The 23568-nt window shown below is 64.3% G+C and carries 21 protein-coding genes; 5 read left to right on the top strand and 16 right to left on the bottom strand.

The annotated features are described in order from the left end of the window. The first annotated feature begins 34 nt into the window (after positions 1 to 34). The gene (locus ACN2XU_RS10070; protein WP_419410306.1) at positions 35 to 2257 is read left to right on the top strand and encodes a primosomal protein N'; all 2223 of its coding nucleotides are present in this window, start codon (positions 35 to 37) and stop codon (positions 2255 to 2257) included. A gap of 57 nt (positions 2258 to 2314) precedes the next feature. On the opposite strand, the gene ACN2XU_RS10075 is transcribed toward ACN2XU_RS10070, so the two are convergent. From ACN2XU_RS10075 to ACN2XU_RS10140, 14 genes are all read right to left on the bottom strand, one after another. Then, positions 2315 to 2746 carry an acyl-CoA thioesterase gene (locus tag ACN2XU_RS10075; RefSeq protein WP_419410307.1) on the bottom strand — a complete coding sequence of 144 codons (432 nt, stop codon included), beginning with the start codon at positions 2744 to 2746 and terminating at the stop codon, positions 2315 to 2317. Next, entirely contained in the window at positions 2746 to 3513 is a 768-nt protein-coding gene (locus ACN2XU_RS10080) for a TIGR02186 family protein (RefSeq protein ID WP_419410308.1), read from the bottom strand. The genes ACN2XU_RS10075 and ACN2XU_RS10080 overlap by 1 nt, the downstream gene beginning before the upstream one ends. A gap of 3 nt (positions 3514 to 3516) precedes the next feature. After that, the gene (locus ACN2XU_RS10085) at positions 3517 to 4422 is read right to left on the bottom strand and encodes a sulfite exporter TauE/SafE family protein (RefSeq protein WP_419410309.1); all 906 of its coding nucleotides are present in this window, start codon (positions 4420 to 4422) and stop codon (positions 3517 to 3519) included. An 87-nt stretch (positions 4423 to 4509) separates the two neighbouring features. After that, positions 4510 to 5475: an ABC transporter permease gene (locus ACN2XU_RS10090; protein WP_419410310.1), complete on the bottom strand. Its 966-nt coding sequence runs from the start codon at positions 5473 to 5475 to the stop codon at positions 4510 to 4512. Between the two features lie 7 nt (positions 5476 to 5482). Further along, a complete protein-coding gene (locus ACN2XU_RS10095) occupies positions 5483 to 6106 on the bottom strand; it encodes a LysE family translocator (RefSeq protein WP_419410311.1) in 624 nt (207 codons plus the stop codon). Next, positions 6106 to 7200, bottom strand: coding sequence for an ABC transporter permease (locus ACN2XU_RS10100; RefSeq protein WP_419410312.1), 1095 nt, complete (start codon positions 7198 to 7200; stop codon positions 6106 to 6108). The genes ACN2XU_RS10095 and ACN2XU_RS10100 overlap by 1 nt, the downstream gene beginning before the upstream one ends. 87 nt (positions 7201 to 7287) lie before the next feature. Beyond that, on the bottom strand, positions 7288 to 8889 hold the full coding sequence (locus ACN2XU_RS10105) for an ABC transporter ATP-binding protein (protein WP_419410313.1): 1602 nt from the start codon (positions 8887 to 8889) through the stop codon (positions 7288 to 7290). Between the two features lie 108 nt (positions 8890 to 8997). Beyond that, the gene (locus ACN2XU_RS10110; protein ID WP_419410314.1) at positions 8998 to 10002 is read right to left on the bottom strand and encodes a BMP family lipoprotein; all 1005 of its coding nucleotides are present in this window, start codon (positions 10000 to 10002) and stop codon (positions 8998 to 9000) included. A gap of 143 nt (positions 10003 to 10145) precedes the next feature. Further along, positions 10146 to 10559 (bottom strand): GNAT family N-acetyltransferase, encoded by a 414-nt coding sequence (locus ACN2XU_RS10115; RefSeq protein ID WP_419410315.1) that lies wholly within the window; start codon positions 10557 to 10559, stop codon positions 10146 to 10148. Next, on the bottom strand, positions 10556 to 11164 hold the full coding sequence (tsaB, locus tag ACN2XU_RS10120) for a tRNA (adenosine(37)-N6)-threonylcarbamoyltransferase complex dimerization subunit type 1 TsaB (protein ID WP_419410316.1): 609 nt from the start codon (positions 11162 to 11164) through the stop codon (positions 10556 to 10558). Before tsaB ends, ACN2XU_RS10115 begins: the two co-directional genes overlap by 4 nt. A 27-nt stretch (positions 11165 to 11191) precedes the next feature. Further along, on the bottom strand, positions 11192 to 11755 hold the full coding sequence (locus tag ACN2XU_RS10125; protein ID WP_419410317.1) for a NifU family protein: 564 nt from the start codon (positions 11753 to 11755) through the stop codon (positions 11192 to 11194). A gap of 139 nt (positions 11756 to 11894) precedes the next feature. Then, positions 11895 to 12350 (bottom strand): universal stress protein, encoded by a 456-nt coding sequence (locus tag ACN2XU_RS10130; protein WP_419410318.1) that lies wholly within the window; start codon positions 12348 to 12350, stop codon positions 11895 to 11897. Continuing rightward, positions 12343 to 13086: a hypothetical protein gene (locus ACN2XU_RS10135; protein WP_419410319.1), complete on the bottom strand. Its 744-nt coding sequence runs from the start codon at positions 13084 to 13086 to the stop codon at positions 12343 to 12345. The genes ACN2XU_RS10130 and ACN2XU_RS10135 overlap by 8 nt, the downstream gene beginning before the upstream one ends. Next, positions 13083 to 13949 carry a branched-chain amino acid aminotransferase gene (locus ACN2XU_RS10140; RefSeq protein ID WP_419410320.1) on the bottom strand — a complete coding sequence of 289 codons (867 nt, stop codon included), beginning with the start codon at positions 13947 to 13949 and terminating at the stop codon, positions 13083 to 13085. The genes ACN2XU_RS10135 and ACN2XU_RS10140 overlap by 4 nt, the downstream gene beginning before the upstream one ends. Before the next feature lie 277 nt (positions 13950 to 14226). On the opposite strand from ACN2XU_RS10140, the gene fdhF reads away from it, so the two are divergent. The 3 genes from fdhF (at position 14227) to ACN2XU_RS10155 (ending at position 18633) form a co-directional block, all read left to right on the top strand. Next, on the top strand, positions 14227 to 17001 hold the full coding sequence (fdhF, locus tag ACN2XU_RS10145; RefSeq protein WP_419410321.1) for a formate dehydrogenase subunit alpha: 2775 nt from the start codon (positions 14227 to 14229) through the stop codon (positions 16999 to 17001). Positions 17002 to 17176: 175 nt separating this feature from the next. Then, positions 17177 to 18379 (top strand): Zn-dependent hydrolase, encoded by a 1203-nt coding sequence (locus ACN2XU_RS10150; RefSeq protein ID WP_419410322.1) that lies wholly within the window; start codon positions 17177 to 17179, stop codon positions 18377 to 18379. A 68-nt stretch (positions 18380 to 18447) separates the two neighbouring features. Next, complete coding sequence (locus ACN2XU_RS10155; RefSeq protein WP_419410323.1) at positions 18448 to 18633, top strand: hypothetical protein; 186 nt, start codon at positions 18448 to 18450, stop codon at positions 18631 to 18633. 9 nt (positions 18634 to 18642) lie between these two features. Here ACN2XU_RS10155 and ACN2XU_RS10160 read toward each other — a convergent pair whose 3' ends face one another. Both ACN2XU_RS10160 and ACN2XU_RS10165 read right to left on the bottom strand, forming a co-directional pair. Beyond that, on the bottom strand, positions 18643 to 19338 hold the full coding sequence (locus ACN2XU_RS10160) for a response regulator transcription factor (RefSeq protein WP_419410324.1): 696 nt from the start codon (positions 19336 to 19338) through the stop codon (positions 18643 to 18645). After that, positions 19335 to 21233 (bottom strand): hybrid sensor histidine kinase/response regulator, encoded by a 1899-nt coding sequence (locus ACN2XU_RS10165; protein WP_419410325.1) that lies wholly within the window; start codon positions 21231 to 21233, stop codon positions 19335 to 19337. Before ACN2XU_RS10165 ends, ACN2XU_RS10160 begins: the two co-directional genes overlap by 4 nt. A gap of 298 nt (positions 21234 to 21531) precedes the next feature. Here ACN2XU_RS10165 and ACN2XU_RS10170 point away from each other — a divergent pair, with 298 nt between their 5' ends. Continuing rightward, complete coding sequence (locus tag ACN2XU_RS10170) at positions 21532 to 23496, top strand: AMP-binding protein (protein ID WP_419410394.1); 1965 nt, start codon at positions 21532 to 21534, stop codon at positions 23494 to 23496. Positions 23497 to 23568 lie beyond the last annotated feature (72 nt).

Genomic DNA, 23568 nt, shown 5'->3' on the forward strand with positions numbered 1-23568 from the left:
TGGCCTTTTCTGCCATGGGCTTTACCCCTTTTGCATGGCGCACAAAACCCTCGATTGCAGTGAATCGCAGCCCGGTTTCTTTGAGACCGGCACGCTTGTCGCCGTGCTGACGGCGCAGCCGATCGACCGGCCGCTGGATTACAAGGCGCCGGAAGGCGGCTGTTTTCCCGGCGCCTTCGTGGAAGTGCCTCTTGGCCCGCGCAAGGTGCTGGGGGTGGTCTGGGGGCCGGGACAGGGCGGCTTTGATCCGGCCAAGGCCCGCTCGATCATCCGGGTGCTGGACGCGCCGCCGATGCGCGAGGAAATGAAGCTGTTTCTCGAAAAATGCGGCGCCTACACGCTGACGCCAATGTCCATGATGCTGCGGCTGGCGACGCGCGCGCCGGGTCTTGGCGATGCGCCGTCGATGCGGAAGGTTTACCGCATGGGTGATGGCGAGCCTCCGCGCCTGACGGACGCACGGCGCCGGGTGATCGAGGCGGCGCAGGAGATGGGCGGTCTGGCCCTGACGCTGAAGGAATTGGCCGAAAGCGCCGGGGTGACGCCGCAGGTGGTCAAGGGGCTGCTGCCCTCCGGGGCCATCATCGAGGAGGAAAGCCCGCGCGACACGCCCTTCCCTCGGCTCGATCCCGATTATGGCGCCAAGGACCTGACCGGGGACCAGGAGGCGGCGGCGGCGCAACTGCGCGCGGCGCAGCAGGCCGGTGTCTACAAGACGACCCTGCTCAAGGGCGTCACCGGATCTGGCAAGACCGAAGTTTACCTCGAAGCGGTGGCCGAGGCGCTGCGCGCCGGGCGGCAGGCTTTGGTCCTGCTGCCGGAGATTGCGCTGTCCGCTGAATTTCTTTCCCGGGTCGAGGCGCGGTTCGGCGCCCGCCCGGCGGAATGGCATTCCGGGGTGACGATGACGGAACGTCGCCGGACGTGGCGCATGGTGGCCGAAGGCCATGCACAGTTGGTTGTTGGCGCACGTTCCGCGCTGTTCCTGCCGTATCAGAGTCTCGGCCTGATCGTCGTCGATGAGGAGCACGACACCTCCTACAAACAGGACGAGGGCGTAATGTACAACGCGCGTGACATGGCGGTGTTGCGTGCGTCGATCCTTGGCGCGCAGGTGGTGCTGGCCTCTGCGACACCGTGCCTGGAGAGCTGGGCCAACGCCGATGCGGGCAAGTATGACAGGCTGGTGCTGACCTCCCGGTTCGGCGCGGCGGTGCTGCCGGAGATGAAGGCGCTTGACCTGCGGCCCGAGAAGCTGCCGTCCAACCGCTGGATTTCCGCGCAGATGGAAACCGCCGTGCGTCAGCGGATGGCGGCCGGAGAGCAGGCGCTCCTGTTCCTGAACCGGCGCGGCTATGCCCCGGTGACGATCTGCCGGACCTGCGGGCAGCAGATCGGCTGTCCGCATTGCGATGCCCGGATGGTCGAACACCGGTTCCTGCGGCGGCTGGTCTGCCATCAATGCGGCGAGAGCACGCCGATCCCGCAAACCTGCCCGTCCTGCGATGCGGAGGACCGGCTTGCCCCGGTCGGCCCGGGAGTGGAGCGGCTGGCGGAAGAGGCGGCGGAGCTGTTTCCCGATGCGCGCATCGCGGTGCTGTCCTCGGACCTCTATGGCACGGCGCGCGAGCTCAAGGAACAGATCGTGCAGATCGCCGAGGGTGCGGCGGATATCATTATCGGCACGCAACTGGTGGCCAAGGGGCATAACTTCCCGCTGTTGACACTGGTCGGGGTGATTGACGCGGACCTGGGCCTGCAAGGCTCGGACCTGCGCGCCGCGGAGCGGACATTTCAGCTTATGCGGCAGGTCGCGGGCCGTGCGGGACGGGCGGAAAAGCCGGGCGTCGCGCTGCTGCAGACCTATCAGCCCGAGCACCCTGTGATCCGTGCCATCCTCGGTGGCGACGAAGAGGCGTTCTGGAAAGCCGAGGCTGAAGAGCGCCGCGCGGCTGGCATGCCGCCTTATGGCCGCCTTGCCGGGATCATCCTGTCGGGCGGCGAGGCGCAGCAGGTCTTTGAGCTTGGCACGCATCTGGCGCGGAATGACGCGCCGCTGCGGCGGATCGGGGCCGTGGTCTATGGCCCCGCGCCCGCGCCCATCGCCCGTGTCCGTGGACGGCACCGGGTGAGGCTTCTGGTGAAGGCGGAGAAGGGCGTGGCGCTGCAGGCGGCGCTGCGGGAGTGGGTGTCCGGCGTGAAGCTGCGCGGGGATCTGCGGCTTGCCATCGACGTCGATCCGCAGAGCTTCTTTTGAGGGGTGCGTCGCGTCCGTGTTGACCGGCGTCCCCGGTCGTCGCGGGCGAGCGGGGTGTCAGGACAGGATTGTCTCGAACTTGGTCCGCAGCGTGTCCGGCAGGGGCCGGGGTTTGCCGTCCTGACCCGTCAGCACCATCGCAAAGAAGCCTTCGGCGTTCGCTGTCTCCGCCTCGCCCCGGAACAGGCCGATGTCGAACCGGAAGGACGATGTGCCCAGGTGCCCGATCCTCAACCCCGCCGTGACCGGATCGGGAAAGCCCATTTCCGCGTGAAAGCGCATGCCGGTTTCCACCACGACAAAGCGATGGGCCCAGGGGCCGCGAATGGCGATGTCCTGCTGCATTTGCCAGTAGCTCACCGCCGTATCGACGAGCACGAGATAGGCGGCGTTGTTCATATGCCCATATTCGTCATTGTCCGCCCAGCGGGTTTGCAGCGGGACAAAGGCGCGGTAATCGGCGCGGGTTCCGGGCGCGGTGCGGGGCATCAGCCGGACCTCAAGAGACGGAAGGCCGTAGATGCACCCCAGCCCGCGGCGATGGCGATGGCGATGGACATCAGACCGTAGATCAGCGGTTGCTGGCGCGAGAGTTGATAGAGCCAGCGTTCAAGACCCACCTTGCGCACCGCGATCACGGTCTCGAACGAAGAGATCACCTGTCCGCCCCGGGTCAGGAAGATCCGCATCGGATAGCTGCCCTCGACAAGGTTTGCGGGCATGGCGATGGAGGTGTTGAAAAGCGTGGATTCGCTGATCTCGACAGCGCTTTCCCGCAATTGGTAGGTGCCCTCTTTTTCGCGAATGCGAATGACGGCTGCGGAAAACGCTTGGGAATCCTGGACCTGCATCGGGGCACCAACCGACCGGATGGCGCGCGGGATGGAAATGTGATGGCGCAGGTCCTCGACATTGGTGATGACCTCGTCCCACGGCCCGGACGTGGCAACGGCGTAGAAGGAGGGGGCTGCGTCAATCTGGACCGCATCGGTGTTGACCCAGATGCCGAGGCGGCGTTCCTTGCGGCGCACGGTGAGCGGTTGCAGCGGTCCGGCGAGCGTGATGATCACCTCCAGCGGGGCGCCTTCCGGGATCGGCTCTTCGCGCTTGATCGCGCCGAAAATCAGGATCTCGGAGCCGTCGAAGTCGGTGGAGATGGAAACCTGATCCTGGCTCAGGCCCAGCACCACGTTTTCTGCACTGGCCGCCGTTGTGGCGGTAAGGAAGAACAAGAACAGCGCGGACAGCAAACGCATCGCTCAGACCCCCGTGATGCCGAAGACCTCGGCCGGTTCGAGCAACAGTTCGAGGCCCAGTTTGGCGCAGACCAGCAGCACCAGACCGGCCAGAAGAATGCGGAGCTGCTCGGCCTTCAGGCGAGAACCGATGGTTGTGCCGAACTGCGCGCCGATCACGCCACCCACCAGCAGCAGGACCGCGAGCACGATGTCGACGGTATAGTTGGTTGCGGCATGCAGCATGGTGGTGAAGGCGGCGACGAAGATGATCTGGAACAGCGAGGTGCCGACAACGACTTTCGTCGGCATGCCTAGCAGGTAGATCATCGCGGGTACCATGATGAAGCCGCCGCCAACCCCCATGATCGCCGCGAGAACGCCGACAAGCAGGCCGACGAGCAAGGGCGGGATGACGGAGATGTAGAGGCCCGAAGTGCGGAACCGGATCTTGAACGGCAGGCCGTGAATCCAGTTGTGCTTCTTGCGCATGGGGCGGGCGCCGCGCCGCGACCGGCGCAGGGCGCGCACGCTTTCGATCATCATCAGCGCGCCGATCACGCCAAGAAAGACCACGTAGAAGAGCGAGACAAGCAGATCCACCTGTCCCAGCTTCTTGAGATAGTTGAACAGCCAGATGCCGAAGCTCGCGCCGACAAGACCGCCGATCAGGAGCACGCTGCCCATCCTGAGATCCACAGTGCGCCGTTTGAAATGCGCCAGCACGGCCGAGAAGGACGAGGCAACGATCTGATTTGCGCCGGTGGCCACGGCAACGGCGGGTGGAATGCCGATGAAGAACAGCAGAGGCGTGAGAAGAAAACCGCCCCCGACCCCGAACATGCCAGAGAGCACTCCGACCAGCCCGCCAAGGCCGAGGATCAGCAGGATGTTCACCGAAACCTCGGCGATGGGGAGGTATATCTGCATTTCGATATTCTGCGCTGCCGCACCGTCAAAGGCAACGGGGCGGCTCGTGATTTTGCATGTGTCCGGCGGCGATTGCCCCCGATCGAGTCAGCGTTCCTTGACGTAGGGCTCGCCGCCCGCGCGGGGCGGGATGGCTTTGCCGACAAAACCGGCGAGGATGACCACGGTCAGGATGTAGGGCAGGGCGTCCATGACCTGCACGGGCACTGTAAACGCGCCGAGGTCAATATTCTGATAACGCAGAGCCACCGCCTGAAGGAAACCGAACAGCAGGCAGGCGCCGAGCGCGTACCACGGTCGCCATTTGGCAAATATCAATGCGGCAAGGGCGATATAGCCACGGCCCGCAGTCATCTCCCGCACGAAGCCCGCCTGCAGCCCGGTGGCGAGGTAGGCCCCGGCGAGGCCGCAGAGCACACCGGTGATGACCAGCGAGCTGTAGCGCAGGCCGGCGACGGAGACGCCGGCGGTGTCGACCGCTTCGGGGGCTTCACCCACGGCGCGCAGACGCAGGCCATAACGCGTACGATAGAGCACCCACCATGTCAGGGGCACGGCGAGAAAGGAGACATAGACGAGAATGGAATGGCCTGAGAGCATGTCGGCATAGATCGGGCCCAAAACCGGCACGTCGCGCAGCGCCTCGGCGAAGGGGAGGGTGAGGGACTCAAAGCGCCCACCGGACATCAGCGAAGGCGTCCTCCCGCCTTGCCCGAACCAGACCTGGGCGATCAGTACCGTGACCCCCGAGGCGAGAAAATTCAGGGCGACGCCGGAGATCAGTTGATTGCCGCGAAAGGTGATGGAGGCGAGGCCATGCAGGCCGGACAGGGCAAGCGAGGCGGCGATCCCGGCAAACATGCCGATCCAGACCGACCCGGAGGTGAAGGCGAAAGCCGCAGAGAAGAAGGCCGCGATCAGCATCTTGCCTTCGAGGCCGATGTCGATCACGCCCGATCGTTCGGAGAACAGACCGGCGAGGCAGGCCAGAAGCAGCGGGGTGGAGAGGCGGATGGTGCTGCCGCCGACCTGGATGAGGGTGTCGAGATCCATGGTTCGTTCAGCTCCTTGCCGTGGCGAGGCGGATTGCGAAAAGGGTAAACAGGACGCCGAGGGTCGCTTCGATGCCCCGGCGCGCGCGGCCATAAAGCGTCCGCACCGGCGGCGCTGAAAGCGCCAGCGCATAGGCGCCGTGTCCGGTCAGCGAGATCGCGAACGCGCCGAACAGGAAGAGCGCGACCACATGGGCGGGGGCGCCTTGGGTTGCCCCGACGGAGGCGATGGCGATCCAGAAGACGATGGCTTTTGGGTTGGTGATTTGCATCAGATACCCGGCGGCAAAGGCGCGCGGGGCGCTCAGCGGGGGCATGTCGGCCGCTGTCACCCGTGGCGGATGAATGGCCTTGCGGAAGGCACCGCAGGCCAGCCACGCAAGATATGCCGCGCCGATCAGGCGCAGAATCGTGATGGCCCAGGCCGCCTGTTGGATGACAAGGCCAACGCCCGCCAGCGTCAGCGCCGCCAGAGTGGCCGCTCCGGTTGCAACGCCGACAGAGGCAATCACGGCTGACGCGCGCCCGCGCGACAGCGCCACGCCAAGCAGCATGGCCACGGCAGGGCCGGGCGACAGGACGGCAACCAGCAGGATGGAATAGGCCGGGAGAAAACCGGGCAGATAATCCATCACCGCGCCTCCCGACCGAAGACCAGAAAGAGCTTCTCCAGCGGCATGCGCACCATGTTGTCGAGCGCCCCGGTGAACAGGATCACCAGCGCCTGGATCACGGTGATCAGTTCGCGCGGGATATTGGTCCAGAGCGCGAGCTCTGCGCCGCCCTGATAGAGAAAGCCAAAGAGCAACGCCGCGAGGAAAACGCCCAGCGGGTGCGAGCGGCCCATGAGGGCCACGGCGATGCCGATGAAGCCGGCACCTTCGGTGGCGTTCATCACAAGGCGCTCGGCCTCGCCCATGGTCGTGTTGAGCGCCATCATGCCCGCCAGGCCGCCGGAAATCAGCATCGCCACGACAATGATCCGCACCGGCGAGATCCCGGCATATTTCGCCGCCGTTTCCGAATGCCCGAAGGCGCGGATTTCATAGCCGAGACGGGTGCGCCAGATCAGGAACCAAAAGGCGATGCAGGCGGCAACGGCAAGGAAGAAGGTCACATTCGCTGGTGAGCCGCGAAACAGCGGGTTGTCCGCCGTGGCGAACATGTCCTGAAAGGTCGGCAGGCGCGCGGCCTCGGGGAAACGGGCGGTGGCCGGATCCATGGCTCCGGTCGGGCGCAGCAGGTTGACCAGCACGTAGTTCAGCACCGCAGAGGCGATGAAGTTGAACATGATCGTGGTGATTACGATGTGACTGCCGCGCTTGGCCTGCAGGTAGGCCGGGATGAAGGCCCAGGCCGCGCCAAAGAGCGCAGCGGAGGCCGTCGCTCCGACAAGCGCGATGGTCCAATGCGGCCATGGAACGTAAAGACAGGCCAGCGCGACCCCCAGACCGCCGATCATCGCCTGCCCTTCGCCGCCGATATTGAACAGGCGGGCATGAAACGCAATGGCAACGCAAAGCCCGGTGAAGATGAAATTGGTCGCGTAATAGAGCGTATAGCCCCAGCCGGACGAGCGCATCAACGCGCCTTCGACCATCAGTTTGAGGGCGGCGACCGGGTCTTCGCCGATGGCAAGGATCACCAGCGCCGAGATGAGAGCGGCGATGATGATCGAGAAGAGGGGCACGAGAACCGCGTCGGCCCATGCGGGCATTCTGGTCATGTTGCGCGTCCTTCATTGGATGCCGCCCGGCGACGGTCCGAAGATGCCTCCGGCGGGGATATTTTGACAGAGAAGAAGCGGGGAGTGTCACTCATGGGTCTTGGCCTCCCGGGCTTGCTTGGCCTGGAGTTGCGCGTCCACGACTTCGATCGGGCGTTTGCCTTTGGTTTCCGTGACACCGGCCATAAGCAGACCCAGCTCGGTCTGGTCCGTCTCGGCGGGCAGGCGCTCGCCCATGATCTGCCCGTCGAACATCACGGCAATGCGGTCCGACAGGGACATGATCTCGTCCAGTTCGACAGAGACCAGCAGGATCGCCTTGCCCTCGTCACGCAGGCGGACGATCTGCTGGTGGATGAATTCGATGGCACCGATGTCCACGCCGCGGGTCGGCTGGCCGATCAGGAGCAGGTCCGGGTTGCGCTCGATTTCGCGGGCCAGAACGATCTTCTGCTGGTTGCCGCCCGAGAAATTCGCGGCCGCGAGGTTCGGGTTCGGCGGGCGCACGTCGAAGCGTTCCATCTTCATTGCCGCCTCTGCCTTGATGGCGGCATTGTCCATCAGCAGGCCCTTCTGGATCTCCGGATCGCGGTGATAGCCGAAGACGGTATTCTCCCAGGCGGTGAACGGCAGGATCAGCCCTTCGCCATGGCGATCCTCGGGGACATGCGCGATGCCACGGGCGCGGCGGCTCTGACCGTCGGACGATTTGCCGGTCAGGTCGATGTCCTGGCCATTGACGCGGATCGTGCCGGTTGCCTCGGCATAGCCACCGAGCACCTCCAGTAGTTCGGATTGGCCATTGCCGGACACGCCCGCAAGGCCGACGATCTCACCTGCGCGGACCGTCAGGGAGATCCCCTTGAGCCGCTCCACATTGGCGCTGTCCACGTGACGCAGGTTCTCGATTTCCAGGACGTTGCCGCCGGGGTGTGCAGGCTTTTTATCGACGCGCAGCAGCACCTTGCGGCCAACCATCAGCTCGGCCAGCTCTTCGGGAGAGGTTTCGGAGGTCTTGACCGTGGCGGTCATCTCGCCGCGCCGCATCACGCTGACAGTGTCGGTGATCTCCACGATTTCCCGCAGCTTGTGCGTGATCAGGATGATCGTCTTGCCCTCTTTGCGCAGCCCTTCGAGGATGCGGAAGAGGTGGTCGGCCTCGGCCGGGGTCAGCACCCCGGTCGGCTCGTCCAGAATGAGAATGTCGGCCTCGCGGTAGAGGGCCTTGAGGATCTCGACCCGCTGTTGATGGCCGACGGACAGGTCTTCGACCAGCGCATCGGGGTCGACGTTGAGCTCGTATTCCTCAGCAAGCTGTTTCAGAACGCCGCGCGCCCGCGCGAGGCTGGGTTGCAGCATCGGTCCGTCCTCGGCGCCGAGAATGACGTTTTCCAGGACGGAGAAATTCTGCACCAGCTTGAAATGCTGGAAAACCATGCCGATCCCTGCCGCGATGGCGGCCTGGCTGTCGGGGATCTCGGTCTGCTTGCCGCCGATGAAGATCTCGCCGCTGTCGGCCTTGTAGAAGCCGTAGAGGATCGACATCAGCGTGGACTTGCCGGCTCCGTTCTCGCCGATGATGCCGTGGATCGTGCCACGTTCGACGCGGATGGAAATGTCCTTGTTGGCCTGAACCGGGCCGAAGGCCTTGGAAATGCCTTTGAGTTCAATGGCGGGGGCTTGGGTCATGTCGCGCCTTGCGGTTGCGCCAGCCTGCTTGGAGGTCGGCCGGAATGGGCTTTGGCGGATAGAATACGGGCCGGGATGCAAAGACCCCGGCCCGCCTGTATCGTCAGATCAGAACGTGAGCACCGGGCAGGTGTCGTCCGAGGAGTAATCATGCACGGAGATTTCGCCGGCGATGATTTTCTGGCGCGCCTCGTCCACGGCGGCTTTCATGTCGGCGGAGATCAGTGCAGTGTTGTTGTCGTCGAGCGCGTAGCCCACGCCTTCCTGTTCAAGGCCGAGGACCTGAACGCCGGTTTCCAGATCGGCGCCGTCCGTCATGGCTTTTTCGACCGCGACATCGACGCGCTTGAGCATGGAGGTCAGGACCTTGCCGGGGTGCAGGTAGTTCTGGTTGCTGTCGACGCCGACCGAGAGGATGCCCTCGTCCGCAGCAGTTTGCAGAACGCCCAGACCGGTGCCACCGGCGGCGGCAAAGATCACGTCCGCGCCCTGGGAAATCTGCGCCTTCGCCAGCTCGGAGCCCTTCACCGGGTCATTCCACGCGGCGGGGGTGGTGCCAGTCATGTTGGCAATGACTTCGGCGTCCGGATTCACCGCCTTGGCGCCCTGGGCATAGCCGCAGGCGAACTTGCGGATCAGCGGGATGTCCATGCCGCCAACAAAGCCCACGGTGTTCGATTCGGAGGCCATCGCGGCGATCATGCCGACGAGGTAGGAGCCTTCGTGCTCGGAGAACAGGATCGACAGAACATTGGGGTGCTCGGCGGGATCGACAAAACCGTCGATGGTGACGAATTTGGTATCCGGGTAGTCGGCGGCCACGGAGGCGATCGGCGAGGACATGGAGAATCCGGTGGTCACGACCGGGTTGAAGCCTGCTTCGGCAAAGCGGCGCAGGGCCTGCTCGCGCTGGGCTTCGGACTGCAGTTCGATGTCCTTGTAGCTGCCACCGGTGGCTGCCGAGAAGGCCTCGGCGCCGTTGTAGGCGGCTTCGTTGAAGGATTTGTCGAACTTGCCGCCGAGGTCATAGATCAGCGCCGGGTCGGCCAGTGCGGCACCTGCGCTGAGCGCGAGGGCGGCGACAGAGCCGAGGGTCTTTGCGAAAAAGGTCATGGAGTTACTCCCAGTCGGTTAAGCAGTGGCTCTCTTGGTGGGGCCACCTAGCGGAATGCCCACGATTAGGGCGTGTGCCTGCGGAATGGTCAACCGATTCTTGCCGGAATGTCGCGGCCGAATTCGGCTAAGGCCCGGTGACGTCAGGGCAAATCCAGCCGCATGACGACGGCGTCAACGGCTTTTTCATGGGGGGAGCGGTAATATCCGCGCCGCACACCTGCTCGAATGAAGCCTTTTGCCTCATAAAAGGCAATGGCTGGGGCGTTTTCGGCGGAGACTTCGAGGAAGACCTGCGTTGCCCCGCGCGCGGCAGCGTCGCTCAAAAAATGTGCGAAGGCGATGGAGGCCTGACCGGTGCGGTGATGATCCGGGTCGGCGGCGAGGGCAAAGATTTCCGCCTCATCCGCAATCACTTGTCCGAGGACGAAAGCATGCTCGCTGGCGCTCAGGATCGTGTGCGGGCGGCGCAACATGGCGGCGATGTCCTCCGCGCGCCAGGGGGCCATGTGCTGATAGGCGCGGGCGGCGATGTCGGCTGCGCGTTCCGGCGTCACGGCGCGCCCGTGGGCGGCGCATCGAGAATCACCGGTGGTTTGTCCCGCGATGGCGCAGCATCGGCGGGGCGGATGTAGAGCGGGGCAGGGCGATCCACCTCCCCTGTATGGCGTGCGGCGGCGATCCGGGCCATCGTCGTCACGTGCTCGGTTGCGCTGTGCTGTGTCGACAGGGCGACGGGCAGATCAGGCAGGTCCGCCGTCAGGACTGGCGCTGCGTCCTTGTCCGTGTCGCAAAGGTAGAACTGGCCGCGGGGCGCCGGAACGGCGATTTGCGTTCGGTTGGCCAGCGTGGTCGTGGTCTCGAACAGCGAAACACCAACCGCCGGAACGTCCAGCCCAAGCGCGAGGCCACGCGCGGCACTGACAGAAATGCGGATGCCGGTGAAATTGCCGGGGCCGGTGCCAACGCCGATGGCGTCGAGATCGGACCAGTCCCGGCCTGCCTCGGTCAGCACCTCTTGCAGCAGAGGCATCAGCCGCTCGGCCTGTCCGCGCGCCATGTCTTCGTGACGGGCGCACAGCACCCTGTCACCACAGAGCAAAGCGGCGGCGCAATGCGCCGCCGATGTGTCGAATGCCAGAACGAGGGGTTCAGACGTCATGATCCGCGATGACCCTGCGCCGATCGCTCAGACAGCGACCGGGCGCACCTCGGTCACTTCGGGGATATAGTGACGCAGCAGGTTCTCGATGCCCATCTTCAGCGTCAGGGTCGAGGAGGGGCAGCCCGCGCAGGCGCCCTGCATGTGCAGGTAGACCACGCCGCGATCAAACCCGTGGAATGTGATGTCGCCGCCGTCCTGGGCCACCGCCGGACGCACGCGGCTGTCGAGCAGTTCCTTGATCTGACCAACGATCTCGCCGTCTTCACCGCTGTGATCGGCGTGGCCGCCGGCCTGCGCCGCGCCATCGCTCATGACCGGTTGACCGGATTGGAAATGCTCCATGATCGCGCCGAGGATGGCGGGCTTCATGTGGTCCCAATCGAGGGTGTCGGCCTTGGTCACGGTGACGAAATCGGTGCCGAAGAAGACACCGGTCACGCCGTCAACCGCAAAAAGCCGCTGAGCCAGCGGGGAGGCGCCGGCACTTTCGGCGGTCGGGAAATCGGCGGTGCCCATCTCCAGCACGGTCTGTCCCGGAAGGAACTTCAGCGTGGCGGGGTTGGGCGTGGATTCGGTTTGAATGAACATCTGGGTCGCACCTTCTGTCGCTTGCTTCCTATATGCGCTCCCGCGGCGCGAGCGTCAAGGATTGGAATGGTTCTAAAGTGCGGGTCCGACCGCAAATCGTGTTGCACATCCCGAGGAGGCACCATGCCATCGTCACGGATCAGGTAATGGCCTTCAGCCTCTCACGGCTCATGTCGCCGGGTACAATCGTGATGGGAATTGGCAGGGACCCTGCGTTCTTGGTCAGCTGTGTGACGAGGGGGCCGGGACCTTTCTTGTCCGCCGCAGCGCCAAGCACCAGAACGCCAATCGCGGGATCGTCGTTGACCTGATCGAGGATCTCGGTGAGCGGATCGCCCTCTCGGATGACAAGCTCGGGATCGACCCCTTGCTTGTCGCGCATCCATTTGGCGAAAACCTCGAAATGGGCTTCGATGCGCTCTCGTGCCTCTTCGCGCATGATGTCGCCGACACCGATCCAGTGATTGAACTCATCGGGGGGAATCACCGAGAGGATCTCCACGCCCGCGCCGGTGTGCGCCGCGCGCATGGCGGCGAACTGCATGGCGTTCAGGCATTCTCGGCTGTCGTCGAGGACGACGAGGAATTTACGCATGGGCTGGTCTCTCCTGCGCTGGATCGTGGCAGAAGGGTTTGCGGCTGTCCAGCGCTCCCGAGGCGAGTCGCCGAAGCAGACCCGGGCGCAGCGCGTTCAGCCCTGCGGCCTCCGTATCGGGAAGGCGGAAGATGGCGAGGGATTGGCCGTTTTCCATCATCCACAGATGTGTGCCGGAGGGCAGGCGCGCGTCGAAATCGGACACCATACGGTCGAGAATTTCCGGATCAAGCCAATCGCCGTCCGGGTGCGGGACAAGCTGCCGGTGATGGTGTCCGAGGCGATAGCTGAACTGTCCGGCGCCGCGGTCCATATCGATCGCGACATCGTGCAGTTCGCTTTGCAGGCTGGCAATCCTGGCAAGGTCGCGGACGAGATCCGCACAGGCGCGGGGATGATCCGCGCATTCGGTGTCGATCATCCCGGCACAGGGGCAGAACGGGCGGTCGTCACGGTGATCGGCGGGGCTGGCATAGGTCATCAGGATGAGCCGCCACGGATCGGCCCGATAGGTGCTTTCCGGGCCCCATTCCAGCAGGTCGTCGCGGTCCAGGCCCTCCGAGAGGGGCAATCCGGCTTCGCCAAGGCGGCGCATCTGGGCGTCCAGGGGCGGGCCTTGCTCGCGGCGCGATACCGGGGGGCGCTCCCGATCAACGGCGGGTTTGTTCAGCGCCCGCCGGACCCCCGCGCCCAAGCGCTTCAGCAGTGTCTTGGCGCGGGCCTGTGCACCTGTCATCCTGCGGAGGAGGCGGCCCAGTCCCAGTACATCTCGCGGACGCGGCGCGTCACCGGGCCAGCCTGATACTCGGTGTCCTCAAAGCCGGTCACGGCGGTGACCTTGCTCATGTTTCCCGAGAGGAAGACTTCGTCTGCGCCGTGGAAATCGTCGAAGGTCAGAACGGTTTCGTGGACCTGCATACCATCGGCGCGCATGTTGCTCATGTGCCGGGCGCGGGTGATCCCGGCGAGGAACGTGCCGTTCGGGATCGGGGTGAAGACCGCGCCATCCTTGACCATGAAGACGTTCGCCGTGGCACTTTCGGCAACATTACCCATGGCATCGGCGACCAGCGCGTTGCCAAAGCCGCGCCCGCGCACCTCGGTCAACATGCGGGCGTTGTTCGGGTAAAGGCAGCCAGCCTTGGCATTGACCACGGCGCTTTCCATCACGGGACGACGGAAGCGGGTCATGCCGAGCTTCACCGTGGCCGTATCCGGGGCCAGCGGAATTTCTTCGAGACAGATGGCAAAGCCGGTCTCATCCTTTTGCGGGACAATGGCCGTAATGTCGCCGTTGATGCCCCAGTACATGGGCCGGATGTAGACGGCGGCGTCCTTGGGATAGGCTTTGAGCCCCTCCCGGACGATCTGCACCATGTCTTCGGTGCTGACGGTGGGGGTCAGCATCAGCGCTTCTGCCGAGCGATTCACGCGGGCGCAGTGCGCCTCCAGATCCGGAGCAATCCCGCCCACATACCGCGCGCCATCGAAGACGCCGGAGCCGAGCCATGCGCCGTGATCGGCGGCACGGATGATCATCGCATCGCCATCGTGCCACTGGCCGTTAAAATAGGTGCGGATGTTGCTGCCGGTGGCCATCGTCTGTTCTCCTGTGGTGTATTGCGGCGGAGCCTAGGCCCGGTTTCCCGGGAGGTCCAGAGGCCTCTGCTGGCACTTCTGGGCCGTTGCGGGGACCGAGGGCCAGCCCTCGGGCTCCCGGGATATTTTTGCAGAGAAGAAACGGGGATGGGCGTTTGAGGGGCGCGTGCCACCTATCGGAAACGCGGAAAGCCGCAAAAATGCGTACAGGCGTCGGGATTGATCTGCGGGTGCCGGGTTTGGCATGCTTTAACAGCCGCGAAACAGGAGACGCGCGATGTCCGAAACGATCCGATTCACGCTGGATGGCAAAGAAGTTGAGGCCGAGGCGGGCCTGACGATCTGGGAAGTGGCGAATGGCCGCGGGCTGAAGATCCCGCATCTGTGCCACAAACCCGCGCCGGGGTATCGCCCCGATGGCAACTGCCGCGCCTGCATGGTGGAGATCGAGGGCGAGCGGACATTGGCGGCGTCCTGCATTCGCGAACCCTCCGAAGGGATGGTCGTGAACACGGCCAACGCCCGGGCCACTTCGGCGCGCAAGTTGGTGATGGAGCTGTTGCTGGCCGATCAGCCGGAGCGCGCGGCGTCGCATGACACATCCAGTCATTTGTGGGATATGGCCGAGGCGACCGGTGTTTCGGAGTCGCGGTTCCCGACGCTGGAGGCGGAGCGCATTCCGCTGCTCGATGACAGCCATGTGGCCATGCGGGTGAACCTTGACGCCTGCATCCAGTGCAACCTGTGTGTCCGCGCCTGCCGTGAAGTGCAGGTGAATGATGTGATCGGCATGGCGGGCCGGGGCCATGACGCCTATCCGGTGTTTGACGTGGGCGATGACATGGGGGCGAGCACCTGTGTGGCCTGCGGCGAATGCGTGCAGGCCTGCCCGACCGGCGCCTTGATGCCAGCGAGCGTGGTTGATGAGGCGCAGATCGGTGACAGCAAGGATTATGACAGCGCGGTCGACAGCGTCTGTCCCTTTTGCGGCGTCGGCTGTCAGATCTCGCTCAAGGTCAAGGACGGCAAAATCAAATACGTGGAGGGCATCAACGGTCCGGCGAACGAAGGACGGCTCTGCGTCAAAGGGCGGTTTGGTTTTGACTATGTGCACCACGCGCATCGCCTGACCAAACCGCTGATCCGGCGCGACGACGCGCCCGCGAAAGGGCTGAACGTCGATCCGGAAAACTGGCAGGCGGTTTTCCGTGAGGCCACTTGGGACGAAGCGCTGGACCGCGCGGCCGGCGGCCTGGCTGACCTGCGCGCCGAGGGTGGCAAGACCGTTGCGGGCTTTGGCAGCGCCAAATGCACCAATGAGGAAGCCTACCTGTTTCAGAAGCTGATCCGGCAGGGCTTTGGGCACAACAATGTCGATCACTGCACCCGTCTTTGCCACGCGTCCTCGGTCGCGGCGCTGATGGAGAACGTCGGCAGCGGCGCGGTGTCGGCCACCTTCAACGAGATCGAAAACGCGGATGTCGCCATCGTCATCGGGGCCAACCCGGTCGAAAACCACCCCGTGGCCGCGACCTATTTCAAGCAGTTTGCACAGCGCGGCGGAAAGCTGATCGTGATGGACCCGCGCGGCGTTGGATTGCGCCGCTTTGCCACGCATATGCTGCAGTTCAAGCCGGGCGCGGATGTGTCGATGCTCAACGCGATCATGCATACGATTGTGGAGGAAGGGCTTTACGATCAACAGTATATCGAGGCCTACACCGAGAATTGGGAGGCCGAGAAAGAACACCTCAAGCAGTTCCCGCCCGAAAAGATGGCAGCGCTCTGCGGCATTCCCGCCGAGACGTTGCGGCAGGTCGCGCGCGACTTTGCCACCGCCAAGGCGGGCATGATCTTCTGGGGCATGGGTGTGTCGCAGCACATCCATGGCACGGACAATTCGCGCTGCCTGATTTCGCTGGCCTTGATGTGCGGGCATGTCGGTCGTCCGGGCGCGGGCCTGCATCCCTTGCGCGGTCAGAATAACGTGCAAGGGGCGTCCGATGCCGGGCTTATTCCAATGTTCCTGCCGGATTATCAACCGGTTGGCGATGACGGGGGGCGCAGCGCCTTTACCGATGTCTGGAAGTCCGCGGATTTCAGCGCCGAGAAGGGCCTGACCGTGACAGAGATTCTCGACGCGGTGCACACCGGGGATATTCGCGGCATGTATGTGCTGGGCGAAAATCCGGCGATGTCCGACCCCGACGTCGAACATGCGCGCGATGCGCTGGCCAAACTGGAGCACCTTGTCGTGCAGGATATTTTCCTGACGGAGACGGCGAATTTCGCGGATGTGATCCTGCCGGCCAGCGGGTTTGCGGAGAAGCGTGGCACGGTGACCAACACCAACCGCCAGGTGCAGATGGGCCGTCCCGCAGTGTCACCGCCCGGAGAGGCGCGCGAGGACTGGGCGATCACCGTGGCCCTGGCGCAGCGGTTGGGGCTGACCTGGGACTACGAAAGCCCGGCGGATGTGTTTGCCGAGATGAAGCTCAACATGAAAAGCCTCGACAACATCACATGGGAGCGGCTGGAGCGGGAGAACGTGGTGACATACCCGTCCTTGTCGCCGGAAGATCCCGGACAAGCGATTGTATTTGCGCGCGGATTTCCGCGCCCGGATGGCCGGGCAAAGTTCACGCCCGCCTCTGTGATCCCGCCCGATGACCTGCCCGATGCGGAGTATCCGATGGTCCTGACCACAGGGCGGCAGCTGGAGCACTGGCACACGGGGTCGATGACGCGGCGCTCGAAGGTGCTGGACGCGGTGGAGCCGGAAGCGAACTGTTCCCTCCATCCTTCGACCTTGCGCAAGTTGGGCGTGGCGCCGGGGGGCATGGTGCGGCTGACGACGAAACGCGGTTCCGTTGTTGTCATGGCCCGGGAGGATCGTGCGGTCGCTCCGGACATGGTGTTCCTGCCGTTCGCCTACGTCGAAGCGGCGGCGAACATCCTTACCAACCCGGCACTGGATCCCTTTGGCAAGATCCCGGAATTCAAGTACTCGGCGGTTCGGGTTGAAAACGCCGAATCCCTGGCCGCCGAATAGGACGTGCCCGGCGCTCGTTCCGGCCAGGGCCGAAACATCGCCCCGCCCACCGTCCCGAAAGCGCCCCGCGTCCGAGCGATGCGGAGCGCCTTCGTCCGGTCAGCGCCAATTAATCATGATAAATTGACAGTCCGTGGATTGCGGCGCAGAGTCGGAGCGAAAGGAAGGTGCGCCGATGATCCCTGTCAATCCTGAACGATTTCTGAACGACCTGCACGCTTTGCGGGCAATCGGCGCATCCGGCGTCGGCAAAGGCGTGGTGCGTCCGGCGTATACCGCCAAGGACATCGAGGCGCGTGACTGGCTTGCGGCGCGGATGCAAGCCGCCGGTTTGACACCGCATTTCGATCCGATGGGATCGGTGTTCGGGCTGGCGGACGGGCCGTCATTGCTGATGGGGTCGCATTCGGACACGCAGCCGGAAGGCGGCTGGCTCGACGGGGCCCTGGGGGTGATCGCGGCGCTGGAAGTGGCGCGGGCGTCGAAGGAAGCCGGCGGTCCGGCGGTCTCCGTGGTATCCTTCGAGGACGAGGAGGGCCGCTTTGGCGTGACAACGGGCAGTGCGGCCTGGACCGGCGTTTTGCCGGAGGAAAAGATCGCTGATCTCGTTGATCCCAAGGGCATTTCCTTACCCGAGGCGCGCGCCGCCATGGGTGGCCGACTGGGCGATTGGGTTGATCCGAAACAATTCACCGGCTTTTTGGAAATGCACATCGAACAGGGCCCGCTGCTGGATCAAACCGGCGGCAGGATTGGCGTGGTCGAGGCGATCGTGGGCATTCGTGACATGGTCATCCGCTTCGAAGGGCAGCAAAATCACGCGGGCACCACGCCCATGGCGCTGCGGCGCGATGCCTTTCAGGCGCTTGCCCGCTTCAACACGTTGATCAACGAACGGTTTCGAAATGTTGTAACACCCGCGACGGTCTGGACCGTGGGCCATGTGAGCCTGCATCCAAACGCGCATTCGGTGGTTCCGGGCAAGGTCAGCTTTTCGATGCAGTGGCGCGATGGCGATGTCGAACGGCTCAAGCGGATGGAGGCACTTATCCGGGAGACCGCCGAGGAGGTGGCGGAGACCATGGGCATGACGCTGGCGTTTGGTTCGATGCTCGGCGTGGAGCCGGTTGCGATGGACCCGACCATGCGCGCGGCCCTCGCCATGGCCGCCGAAGAGGAAGCACCGGGGCAGTGGCGTCACATGCCCTCGGGCGCGCTGCACGATGCGTCCAACATGGCGCGACTCATGCCCGCCGCCATGCTGTTCGTGCCCTCGATTGGCGGCGTCAGTCATGATTTTTCAGAGGATACCGACGAAGCCGATCTCGTCGCGGGTCTGAACGTCCTGGCGCGGGCGGTGGCCCGGATGCAAGGCTGAGATATCAGGCCGAGGCCGGACGCGGCAACGAGTGTGTGTCAGGTTTGCGGCCAGTGCGGGAGGCTGACATGGATTTGGTATCCTTGGGTTTTTATGCGCTGGTCTGCGGACTGCTTGGTCTTGCCGGGCCTAGGCTTGGCCGCGCGCCGGTGCGGCTCGGCATCGGCGCCGTGGTCGGAATCGTTGCAGTGACCGTGCTGCCGTTGCTCCGGGGCGCGCTGGGGCTGGGGGGCTATGGTATCGCGGTGCCGTGAGGCCGGCTGTCAGCCCCAGTCCACGTCCCCGAGAAAGATATACCCGGCGCCATAGATCGTCTTGATCAGACGCGGGTTCTTGGGGTCTTCACGCAGCTTGGTGCGCAACCGCGAGATGCGCACATCCATGGCGCGGTCGAAGCTCTCGCCCGCGGCGCCGCCAAGGGTTTCCTGCATGAAGGCGCGAGTGATCAGGCGTTTCGGGCTTTCGAGGAACAGGCGCAGCACCTCGCCTTCGGCCTGGCTGAACGGGGTTTCCATACTGTCGGTATCCTCAAGGGAAAACCGGTCGAAATGCGCGGTCCAGCCGTTGAAGCGTGCGGTCATCCCTGTCGCCGAGCGCTTGGGGCCGCGCAGGCGTGCCCGCACACGGGCGACGACTTCGGAGGGATCGAAAGGTTTGATGATGTAGTCATCGGCGCCGAGTTCGAGGCCGGTGATGCGGTCCTGCACCTGCGCGCGCCCGGAGATGATTATGACGCAGGCACCCTGTTCCAGCGCCAGCCGGTGTACGAGGGAGAGGCCGTCACGGTCGGGCAGGCCGAGATCGACAAGGCAGATGTCCGGCGTGGTGCGGCGCAGCGCCGCCTCGAACTCGGTGGCGCGGGCGAAGGTCATCGTCCGGTAGCCCGCCTCGCTCAGCGCCTCGGAGAGCATTTCCCGGATCGCGGGTTCGTCGTCGAGAATGGTGACAAGGGGGCTCATGCGCTGGCTTTAGACTGCGCGAGGAAGGTGGTCAAATCGTCCGGCGTAAAGGGTTTTCGCAGCACCGGGACTCGGGCGCGGGCCGCGCTGTGCAGCGGGTGGTCGGGGGGCATGGAGGTCATCAGATGCAGCGGCGCACCGGGCAGGCGGTCGATGAGCGCAAGACCGGTGTCCTCGCCTTCGAGGCTGATATCCGAGAGGATCAGTGCAAGGTTGGGCAGCTCTTGGGCGAGCGCGATGGCCTCCGCGACGGAGGCGGCCTCGACCACGGCAAAGCCCATACCGGTCAGCATATCGCGCACCGAGGCGCGCAGGTCGGCGCTATCCTCGACCAGCAGCGCGAGAGAGCCGGTGCCGTCCGGTTGCGGCGCCGGGATGGCGGCGCGCAGCGGCAGACGCAGGGTGACGCAAGCGCCGTGGCCGGTGTTTGACAGGCGCGCGGAACCACCGGCGAGCTTTGTCATGTCGTAGACCATGGCAAGGCCGAGGCCGGAGCCCTCACCGCCCTTCGTGGTGAAGAACGGATCGAGCCCGTGTTGGAGCGCGGTTTCCGAGAAGCCGGGACCGGTGTCCGTGACGGTGAACTCCAGCCATGTGTCCTGCACCGCGCGGGCGTCGATGCGGATCTCGCCGCGGTCGCCACAGGCGTCACGGGCGTTCAGGATCAGGTTCAGGAGTGCGTCCTGCAACAGGCCCGGATCGGCAAGGAGCGGGCCGTTCGTTGCATTGTGCACACGCAGTCGTATGCCGGACGGCAGCGAGGGCGTGGCGAGCGTGCCGATATCATCGAGGAAGCCTGTGAGATCCAGCGGCCGGGGTTGCCAGCTGCGTTGGCTGGTTATGTCGGCGATGCGGTTCAGCAGATCGCCGCCGCGCCTGGCCGCGGCAAGTGTGGCGGTGATCAGCGGCTGCGCGGCCTCGTCCGCGGTGAGGCGCGCGAGTTTGGACTGCATCCCGAGGATGATGGTCAGCAGGTTGGAGAAGTCATGCGCCATGCCACTGATCAGCTGTGCCGCCATTTCGCGGCGGCGGGTCTGTTGCAGGGCGGCGCGGGCCTGGGTTTCTTCGGTGATGTCCTGCGAGAGGATATAGACGCCCGGTTCCAGCGGATCGGGGGTGAAGGCGGCGCGAATGCGGCGCGAGCTGGCCTCATCGGTGAATTCGAAGGTGCTGGGCCGCCCCTGCATCGCCGCGTCGAGGTGCGGCTTGACACGCGCGTAGGCCTGATCGCCGAGCGTTTTCGAGATGTGCAGACCGATGATGTCCGAGGGCCGACCCGGCATGACGGCTGAGAGGCGGCGGTTGGAGAAGGTGTAGTGCCCGGCGGCGTCGACGCGGGCGATATGCGCGGGCATCATTTCGGTGGTTGTGCGGGTGCGGGCCTCTATTTCCAGAAGCTCGCGGCGGGCTTCCTTGAGGGCCGTGTTGCTGGCGGCCAGTTGGCGGTTGGTCTTGGCCAGTTCCTCGGAGCGTTTGAGCACCTGATCCGAGAGCGTTTCGGAGTGACTGCGCAGCATTTTCTCCTGCGTCTTGGTGTCGGTGATGTCGGTGTAGACCGTGACCCAGCCGCCCTGCGGCAGCGGCGCGCCCTCGACCGAAATGGTTTGGCCATTGGCACGGGTGCGCTCCATGTAATGCGGCTGAAAGGCGCGGGCGATTTCCGTGCGTGTTGCGATGAAGTCTTCGGGATCATCCACGGTCCCGTATTCGCCGCGCAGGGTCAGGTGACGGATGGTGTCCTCGAAGCAGGCACCGGGCGTGGTGAGTTCGGGCGGCAGATCGAACATCTCCGCAAAGCGGGCATTGCAGACGGCAAGCCGCAGGTCGCTGTCGTAGATCGTCAGGGCCTGCTGAATCAGGTTCAGACCGGCCTGGGTGAGGGCGGGTGTGCTCATGGTGTGGAGCCTATGCCGGCGTGCAGGCCTTGGGAAGGGCCGGGACGGCAGAGCTGTTTCTTCGAAAGGCGCCCCGCCCGCCCCGGCGATCCCTTCAGGATTGGACGGGAGGATACGCGAGGCCGGAGCGGCTCGTTACAATTGGTTACATTTTGGAAATGTTCAGGAAAAAGTTGACCGCCAGCGTTGGAGGGGACCAAGATGGTCTCCAGAATCGCGAAAAGCGGCTGGCCCTTGAGGAGGGGTCGGATCTGGGTGCCGGACAAACGGCATGACGGGAGGAAAAGCATTGGTTCAGATGGTGATGGGCGCAGCAGGGCTGCGCTCGGTCCCTGCCTTGTTGCAGCGCAATGTCCGGGAGTGCGGGAACAGCCCGGCCTACCGCGAGAAAGAATTCGGCATCTGGCAAAGCTGGACCTGGGCGGAGGCCGCCGAGGAGATCGAGGCGCTGGCGCTTGGGTTGATGAACCTCGGGGTGAACCCCGGCGATCACGTTGCCATCATCGGGCGCAACCGTCCGTCGCTCTACTGGTCGATGGTGTCCGCGCAGATGTGTGGCGCCGTGCCGGTGCCGCTCTACCAGGACGCGGTGGCCGAGGAGATGGCCTATGTCATGGGGCATTGCGGTGCGCGGTTCGTGATCTGCGCCGATCAGGAGCAGGTCGACAAGGTCATCGAGATCCAGGACGACCTGCACCAGTTCGAGCATATGATCTATGTCGATCCGCGCGGAATGCGCAAATACGACCATACGCATCTACATGATTTCGCGCATGTTCAGGCGCAAGGGCGCGCGGCGCGGGACGAGTTCATCAAGGAGCTGGAAAAGCGGCGTGATGCGCTGGGCTATGACGACAAATGCGTGATGCTCTACACCTCCGGCACCACGGGTAAGCCCAAGGGCGTCGTGCTGTCGAACCGCAATATCATCGAGGCGGCGAAATCCTCGGCGGAGTTCGACAATCTGCGCCGCGACGATGAGGTGCTGGCCTACCTGCCGATGGCCTGGGTCGGGGATTTCATCTTTTCCATTGGGCAGGCCTACTGGAAAGGGTTTTGCGTCAACTGCCCGGAATCGGCGGATACTTTGATGACCGACCTGCGGGAGATTGCGCCGAGCTATTACTTTGCGCCGCCGCGGATCTTCGAGACGCAGCTGACACAGATCATGATCCGCATGGAAGACGCCAGCCCAATGAAACGGCGGATCTTCCATTACTTCATGCAGCATGCCCGCCGCGTCGGGCCGGATATCCTCGATGGCAAGCAGGTGAGCGTGCTGGACCGGCTGAAATACCGCCTTGGCGAGTTCATGGTCTATGGGCCGCTGAAGAATGCCATGGGCTTTTCGAAAGTGCGCGTCGGGTACACGGCGGGCGAGGCCATCGGGCCGGAAATCTTTGATTTCTATCGTGCACTCGGGATCAACCTCAAACAACTGTACGGTCAGACGGAAGCGTCGGTCTTCATCACCGTGCAACCCGATGGCGAGGTGCGCTCCGATACGGTCGGCGTGCCCGCGCCGGGGGTCGAGATCAGGATCGCGGAGAACGGCGAGGTGTTCTATCGCTCGCCCGGGACCTTCGTGGAGTATTACAAGAATCCGGAGAGCACAGCAGACACGAAAGACGCCGAAGGCTGGGTCGCGACGGGGGATGCGGGGTTCTTCGAAGAGGGCTCCGGGCATTTGCGGATTATCGACCGGGCCAAGGACGTTGGACAGATGTCGACGGGCGCAATGTTCGCGCCGAAATATGTCGAGAACAAGCTGAAGTTCTATCCCAACATCCTCGAAGCCGTGGTGTTCGGCGCGGGGCGCGACCGCTGCGTTGCCTTCATCAACATCGATCTGACGGCGGTGGGCAACTGGGCGGAGCGGAACAATATCGCCTATGCCTCCTACCAGGAACTGGCGCAGCACCCGCAGGTGCTCGACACGATTCAGGGCCATATCGAGGAGGTGAATGCCTCCGTTGCGGAAGATGACATGCTGGCCGGGTGCCAGATCCACCGCTTCCTCGTGCTGCACAAGGAACTCGACGCCGATGATGGCGAGATGACCCGGACCCGGAAGGTGAAGCGCAAGGTGATCGGCGAGAAGTTCGACGATCTTGTGACGGCTTTGTACGACGGTTCGGACAGTGTCTATACCGAGACGGAAGTGACCTATGAGGACGGGCGCAAGGGCAAGATCAAGGCGACGCTGATCCTGCGGGATGCGGCCGTGGTGCCTGTGGTGCCCAAAGCGGTGGCGGCGGAATGATGGCTGTCGCTCGTTGCCGGGGGCAACATCGCCCCACCCACCATCCCGCAGGCGTTATCCGTGGCGTTGCGC

The sequence above is a fragment of the Pacificoceanicola niger genome (genome assembly GCF_048553275.1).
GTDB lineage: Bacteria > Pseudomonadota > Alphaproteobacteria > Rhodobacterales > Rhodobacteraceae > Pacificoceanicola.

Coding starts and splice junctions, on each gene's coding strand:
- ACN2XU_RS10070 (WP_419410306.1), top strand. CDS start 35: ATGGCGCACAAAACCCTCGATTGCAGTGAATCGCAGCCCGGTTTCTTT.
- ACN2XU_RS10075 (WP_419410307.1), bottom strand. CDS start 2,746: ATGCCCCGCACCGCGCCCGGAACCCGCGCCGATTACCGCGCCTTTGTC.
- ACN2XU_RS10080 (WP_419410308.1), bottom strand. CDS start 3,513: ATGCGTTTGCTGTCCGCGCTGTTCTTGTTCTTCCTTACCGCCACAACG.
- ACN2XU_RS10085 (WP_419410309.1), bottom strand. CDS start 4,422: ATGCAGATATACCTCCCCATCGCCGAGGTTTCGGTGAACATCCTGCTG.
- ACN2XU_RS10090 (WP_419410310.1), bottom strand. CDS start 5,475: ATGGATCTCGACACCCTCATCCAGGTCGGCGGCAGCACCATCCGCCTC.
- ACN2XU_RS10095 (WP_419410311.1), bottom strand. CDS start 6,106: ATGGATTATCTGCCCGGTTTTCTCCCGGCCTATTCCATCCTGCTGGTT.
- ACN2XU_RS10100 (WP_419410312.1), bottom strand. CDS start 7,200: ATGACCAGAATGCCCGCATGGGCCGACGCGGTTCTCGTGCCCCTCTTC.
- ACN2XU_RS10105 (WP_419410313.1), bottom strand. CDS start 8,889: ATGACCCAAGCCCCCGCCATTGAACTCAAAGGCATTTCCAAGGCCTTC.
- ACN2XU_RS10110 (WP_419410314.1), bottom strand. CDS start 10,002: ATGACCTTTTTCGCAAAGACCCTCGGCTCTGTCGCCGCCCTCGCGCTC.
- tsaB (WP_419410316.1), bottom strand. CDS start 11,164: ATGACGTCTGAACCCCTCGTTCTGGCATTCGACACATCGGCGGCGCAT.
- ACN2XU_RS10125 (WP_419410317.1), bottom strand. CDS start 11,755: ATGTTCATTCAAACCGAATCCACGCCCAACCCCGCCACGCTGAAGTTC.
- ACN2XU_RS10130 (WP_419410318.1), bottom strand. CDS start 12,350: ATGCGTAAATTCCTCGTCGTCCTCGACGACAGCCGAGAATGCCTGAAC.
- ACN2XU_RS10135 (WP_419410319.1), bottom strand. CDS start 13,086: ATGACAGGTGCACAGGCCCGCGCCAAGACACTGCTGAAGCGCTTGGGC.
- ACN2XU_RS10140 (WP_419410320.1), bottom strand. CDS start 13,949: ATGGCCACCGGCAGCAACATCCGCACCTATTTTAACGGCCAGTGGCAC.
- fdhF (WP_419410321.1), top strand. CDS start 14,227: ATGTCCGAAACGATCCGATTCACGCTGGATGGCAAAGAAGTTGAGGCC.
- ACN2XU_RS10150 (WP_419410322.1), top strand. CDS start 17,177: ATGATCCCTGTCAATCCTGAACGATTTCTGAACGACCTGCACGCTTTG.
- ACN2XU_RS10155 (WP_419410323.1), top strand. CDS start 18,448: ATGGATTTGGTATCCTTGGGTTTTTATGCGCTGGTCTGCGGACTGCTT.
- ACN2XU_RS10160 (WP_419410324.1), bottom strand. CDS start 19,338: ATGAGCCCCCTTGTCACCATTCTCGACGACGAACCCGCGATCCGGGAA.
- ACN2XU_RS10165 (WP_419410325.1), bottom strand. CDS start 21,233: ATGAGCACACCCGCCCTCACCCAGGCCGGTCTGAACCTGATTCAGCAG.
- ACN2XU_RS10170 (WP_419410394.1), top strand. CDS start 21,532: ATGGTGATGGGCGCAGCAGGGCTGCGCTCGGTCCCTGCCTTGTTGCAG.